Consider the following 5,632-nt stretch of genomic DNA (forward strand, 5'->3'; position numbering starts at 1 on the left):
CAGATGTATGCAAAGTACAGGGCACAGGGTCATCAGATGATAATTGCCGGCTGGGGTAACGACTACCCAGACCCGGACAACCTTGCGATGGCTCACGCAAGCTACAGGGCAAACCAGCTCGCATGGAGAAATGCGTGGTTCGACGATTACGCGGCGACGCTTTGTGAATGGGGTCAGGTCGAGCCCAATCCTGACAAGCGTGAACAGATTTACAAGGATCTGACTGAATACTGGTTCCACAATGGACCCTTTGCAATGCTTTACCAGACTGTAGAGTTCTGGGGAATTCGCAAAGAAGTCAAGAACTTTGAAGAAGCAGCTTTCGGTTACGGAATGCTGTTCGACTTCACCAAGGTATCTAAGTAAAGTATCCCCCGCCCCGTTCTCTTGAGCGGGGCGTATTCTTTCCCAAAAAAATCAGATATTGATACGGGGGTAATTCTATGAACTTCGGACAATTCTTACTCAGAAGACTATTCTTAATGATCATAGTTCTCTTTGGAGTCGCCTGTATTGTCTTCTTCATAGCAAATGTCATTCCTGCCGATCCGGTCGGCGCCATTCTTGGAGGAAATGCTCCGCCGGAAGCGGTAGATAGATTGAAGGCAAAGCTGGGCTACGATCAGCCTCTAATAATAAGGTTCGGCAATTTTATCACCGGAGCAGTCAGAGGAGATTTCGGCATTTCTTTGAAGACGTCCAATCCAGTTATGGAAGATATCAGGAACTATTTCCCTGCTACGATGGAACTGGCTCTTGTCGCAATAACGATCTCGATCATACTGGGGATAACTCTGGGGATCTTGTCGGCCGTTCACCGTAACAAAGCCATAGACCAGTTTTCTAGAATCTTCTCTATACTAGGGGTCTCGATGCCGGTCTTCTGGATTGGGCTTCTTCTGTTGCTTGTGTTTTATTTCAAGCTGGGCTGGCTCCCCGGGAGCGGAAGACTTGGCTTCTTCACCTATCCGCCTCCAAGAGTGACGGGCATGTATCTTATAGACTCAATCATTGCAGGGCAGTGGGACACATTCAAAGAAGCCCTTATGCATATTCTTCTTCCAGCGTTCGTCCTCGGTTACAATGCGACGGCCTCCATAGCTAGAATTACCAGAGCCAGTATGCTCGACGTGTTGAGGCAGGATTTTATAAGAACTGCAAAATCGAAGGGTTTGAGAAAAAACGTAGTTATTTACCGACATGCACTGCGTAATTCTTTGATACCGACCGTTACGATAATCGGACTCGTATTTGGAAGTCTGCTGGAAGGAGCCGTTCTTACGGAAACGGTCTTCTCCTGGCCCGGTCTGGGTAGATATATAACCACCGGAATGCTCTTCCTTGATTATCCGGCTGTAATGGGCGGTACATTGTATATAGCCTTGATATATTCAATTGCGAATCTTATCGTGGACATTCTTTACGCTCTTCTCGATCCAAGGATGAGGATGTGATCTAGATGGAAAAAACCGTAAAAGTATCTAAGCCATTCATGGATGATTTGAAGCATACAGCTTTTCTCTGGAGAAAGAGCCGCCTCACGATGATCGGTTCGGCTATAATCCTTGTTTTCCTTCTTATGGCAGCCTTTGCGCCACTTATAGCTCCTTACGACCCGGTTCATCAGGATCTCCAGATAAAATTGCAGGCTCCGAGCTGGCAGCATCTCTTCGGAACGGACCAGTTCGGGAGGGACATATTCAGCAGGGTTATCATGGGATCCAGGATCGCGCTCTGGATAATCTTCCTGGTATCGGTCATCAGCGGGTCCATAGGAATTATTGTTGGTGTTACGGCAGGTTATTTCGGTGGCATTGTCGACGAAGTGCTCATGAGGATAACGGACATGTTTCTGGCCTTTCCCAGTCTGGTCCTAGCAATGGCCTTTGCTGCAATGCTGGGTCCGAATCTGACAAACACGATTATTGCCATATCCATTGTCACGTGGACAACCTACGCCAGGCTCTCCCGAGCCGAGGCAATAAAAGTCAAATCGCAGCCATATATTGAAGCTATACGTGCGGTCGGCGGTGGCAATCTTAGAATAATGTTCCTTCACGTTTTGCCAATGTGTATTTCTCCCGTTCTTGTTCAGTTGACTCTCAGAATGGGCACAATAATCCTCACCGCAGCAAGTCTTGGCTTCCTCGGGTTAGGTGTCCAGCCTCCAACACCCGAATGGGGAGCCATGGTTTCCGACGGCAGAAACTACCTGATCGACCAGTGGTGGATATCTACCTTTCCGGGGATATTCATCGCCTTTGTCGTTCTTGGATTCAACCTCCTCGGTGACGGAATAAGAGACATGCTCGATCCAAGGTTGAGGAGGTAATTATATGGAGCTTAGAGGAAAGCTATTAGATGTATCTAACCTCAAAGTATCTTTCTACACATACAGAGGAGTAGTGAAAGCGCTCAACGGTGTCGAGCTCTGGATGGACTCTGGCGAAAGACTTGGAGTCGTGGGGGAGACGGGCTGTGGAAAGTCGGTCACTTCGTTGGCGGTAATGCGCTTGATCGAACAACCCGGAGAGATCCAGGAGGGAAAGATAATCTTCAACGGTAGGAACCTTGTAGAGTTGTCTGAAGAGAAAATGAACAACATACGAGGCGTAGAAATGTCGATGATCTTCCAGGAACCAAGATCCTCCCTAAATCCCGTAATGAAAGTAGGTTACCAGATAGGGAGGCAATCGCCAAGTCAAAGAAGATCAGGATCAAGAATACCTACCCGGAGGTTAAAGAGATGCTCCGCCTTGTCGGCCTTGATCCCGAAAGAGTTATGAACAGTTATCCTCATGAGCTTAGTGGCGGAATGTCCCAAAGAGTGATGATAGGAATGGGCCTTGCAAGTCATCCAAAGCTGCTAATCGCAGACGAGCCAACATCTGCGCTTGATGTTACCATCCAGGCTCAGATTCTTGAGTTGCTCGACGAACTGGCCAAAAAGATGGGCAACGCAGTCATGTTGATTACGCACGATATGGGTGTCGTTGCCGAGTTCTGTGACAAAGTCCTTGTAATGTACGCCGGAAACTCGGTCGAATATGCGTCTACAGCCACACTGTTCGAAAAGCCGTTACATCCTTACACGGGTGGTCTACTCCAGGCGGTACCGAGAGTGGGAAGAACAGATGAACTCAAGGCAATAAAGGAACTGTTCCCGATCTGGTGAATCCTCCTTCCGGCTGCCGATTCCATCCGAGGTGTCCGCACGCGATGGATATCTGCAAAGTTGAAAGACCCCCATTTGTGGAGATCGAGCCCGATCATTACGTTGCCTGCTATCTCTTCAAAGGAAAGAGCGAGGTGAGAGAAGATGGCTGAGACCTTGATCAAGATCAAGAACCTGAAGACTTACTTCCCGGTGAAGAAGTCGATCTTCTCGAAGAAGCGATTTGTCAGAGCTGTAGACGACGTAAATATGGACATTCCAACTGGGTCAACCTTTGCCGTGGTCGGAGAGTCGGGCTCGGGAAAGACGACTCTTGCCAGAACTGTTTTGAGGCTTATCGAGCCGACCTCAGGTGAGATAGAATTCGAGGGAAAGGACATACTTGGACTCAAGGGCAAGGACCTGCTCGAAGTGAGAAGAAATATGCAGATCGTCTTCCAGGACCCGTACAATTCGCTTCATCCCAGAAAACTGATTAAGAACATAATTGGGGAAGGGATGAAGATTCATTTCAAGATCACCGACATCGAAATAAGAGACAGGATAGCGGCCGTTTTGAAAGAAGTAGGGTTGATTGACGATCACATGTATAGATATGCACATGAGTTCTCTGGTGGGCAACGCCAGAGAATAGCATTTGCGAGAGCTATGGTTCTCAAACCGAAGTTCATCGTCCTTGACGAGCCGACCTCGGCGCTGGATGTCTCCGTTCAGGCAATGGTTCTCAAAATGATGAAGGAAATAAAGGTCCAAGAGAATCTTACGTATATGTTCATAACACACAATCTATCTCTTGTGGATTATATAGCCGACAGAGTGGCCGTTATGTATGTCGGTGAAGTAGTTGAGATGGGAGACAAGAGTACGATCTTCAAACATCCCTCTCACCCATACACTGATCTGTTAATGGCTTCCAACCCCGTCCCGGATCCGAAGTTCGTAAGGGAAAAGCGGCTACTGAAGGGTGAGATACCCAGTTCGATTGATCCGCCATCGGGCTGTAGATTCCATAACAGATGTCCATTTGCCGATGAACGGTGCGAGAGGGAAGCACCTGAATTGAGGGAGATAAAACCCGGTCATTTTGTAAGGTGCCACTATCCCCTCTGAGTTCTTAAGACTACTTACTGTGAGGCATGTCCCTAGAGGCATGCCTTTTTTAATACTTGCTATTCTGATACCTTGATCTTTGATTTCTGGACTATAAGTACCCCAAGAAGAATCGCGCCCATCGCCAGAATCATGAGAAAGTTGATCTTTTCATCCAAGAAGATGGCTCCCAATGAGACGGCAACTAGAGGATTGATATAGGCGTAAGTACCCGCCTTTGTTGCAGGCCACTTCTGAAGAAGATAAATGTAGCTGCTGTAGGCAACCAAGGACCCGAAAACAACGAGATAAGCGATTGCCAGAACCGAATTCATAGAGAACGTTACTCTTGAGAATTCACCGGTTATTGCAGAAACGAACATCAGCCCAACACCGCCTGCAAACATTTGAATCCCGATATTTGACACTATCGAACTGTTCCCCTTGAAGGTTTTTGAGAGTACCGTTCCAATAGACCAGAGGAAGCTCGCAGAGAGAAGCATTAGTATCCCGGGGATGTCGATAGAAATACCGTGTTCGGCCGGAATTAGAAGAAAGTAGACACCAAAGAACCCTAGAAGAAGGCCAAAAAGAGCCTTCAACGTCAAGCGTGTCGTTCTTATGAAAAAATGCTCCAGCACGCCGGCAAAGATAGGTATAGTTGCCATCATGAGAGAGGCGACACCAGAATCTACCCACCGTTCCGCGAAGACTACGAGTCCGTTCCCGCCAAGTAGCATAAACAAACCGATAAGCGACAATCTCGAGAACTCTCTCATGCTTGCCGGAAAGGCGTATCCCCTGATTCTCGAGAAAGCAATCATGATCAAACCAGCTATGAGGAACCTAACGCCAGCAAAGAACATCGGCGGCATTCCCTCAACACCGATCTTTATGGCCAGATAGGTCGATCCCCAGAAAAAACTGACGAGAGCATAAGCGAGGATCGCCATTCCATCTCCACTTTTCTTCAACACACGACCTCTATCTTCCAAATGGAAATTGGAGTAATGATCGAATTATCCAACAATATTCATTCAAAAACAATACGGTTTCGAAACTTTTCCGAAAAAAAGGACTGTAATGGGAAGCCCATCACGGGATGACAGTCTTTTGTTGCTTTGATTGCCTCGCGTGATTCTGGCAAGCATCTCCATCTATGGCGTGAAGAAGGCTAATAAAGGCCATCTGATCAGAACCAACTCATTTTGTCATCCTGAAGGCTCCCGTTCAGGATCCGGACTTTATAAAGACCGTGGTCGGAGGTAGCAGGTTGGGGGTTGGAAAGAGCGAAGTGAAACCGGTTCGCCGTTGGACGGTTAACCGTTCGCCGAAAAGAACAGTTGCAAGTTGTAGTGTGCCAAGAAG

Annotated in this window: 4 protein-coding genes and 2 pseudogenes; 5 read left to right on the forward strand and 1 reads right to left on the reverse strand. The window is 47.6% G+C overall.

What is annotated here, in order from left to right; genetic code table 11:
* From BG32_RS06085 to BG32_RS06105, 5 genes and pseudogenes are all read left to right on the forward strand, one after another.
* Positions 1–366 (forward strand): annotated as a pseudogene (locus tag BG32_RS06085) (ABC transporter substrate-binding protein); the annotation flags it as partial.
* A 77-nt stretch (positions 367–443) separates the two neighbouring features.
* On the forward strand, positions 444–1,454 hold the full coding sequence (locus BG32_RS06090) for an ABC transporter permease (RefSeq protein ID WP_006489888.1): 1,011 nt from the start codon (positions 444–446) through the stop codon (positions 1,452–1,454).
* Between the two features lie 5 nt (positions 1,455–1,459).
* Complete coding sequence (gene nikC / locus BG32_RS06095) at positions 1,460–2,332, forward strand: nickel transporter permease (RefSeq protein ID WP_121510482.1); 873 nt, start codon at positions 1,460–1,462, stop codon at positions 2,330–2,332.
* A gap of 4 nt (positions 2,333–2,336) precedes the next feature.
* A pseudogene (locus tag BG32_RS06100) lies at positions 2,337–3,327 on the forward strand (ABC transporter ATP-binding protein).
* A complete protein-coding gene (locus tag BG32_RS06105) occupies positions 3,320–4,285 on the forward strand; it encodes an ABC transporter ATP-binding protein (protein WP_006489882.1) in 966 nt (321 codons plus the stop codon). The pseudogene BG32_RS06100 and the gene BG32_RS06105 overlap by 8 nt, the downstream one beginning before the upstream one ends.
* Before the next feature lie 59 nt (positions 4,286–4,344).
* Here the strand turns inward: BG32_RS06105 and BG32_RS06110 are convergent, their stop codons facing one another.
* Positions 4,345–5,238: an EamA family transporter gene (locus BG32_RS06110; RefSeq protein ID WP_121510483.1), complete on the reverse strand. Its 894-nt coding sequence runs from the start codon at positions 5,236–5,238 to the stop codon at positions 4,345–4,347.
* Between the last annotated feature and the right edge of the window lie 394 nt (positions 5,239–5,632).

It is taken from the genome of Mesotoga sp. HF07.pep.5.2.highcov (assembly GCF_003666285.1).
In the GTDB taxonomy this organism is placed as follows: Bacteria; Thermotogota; Thermotogae; order Petrotogales; family Kosmotogaceae; genus Mesotoga; species Mesotoga prima.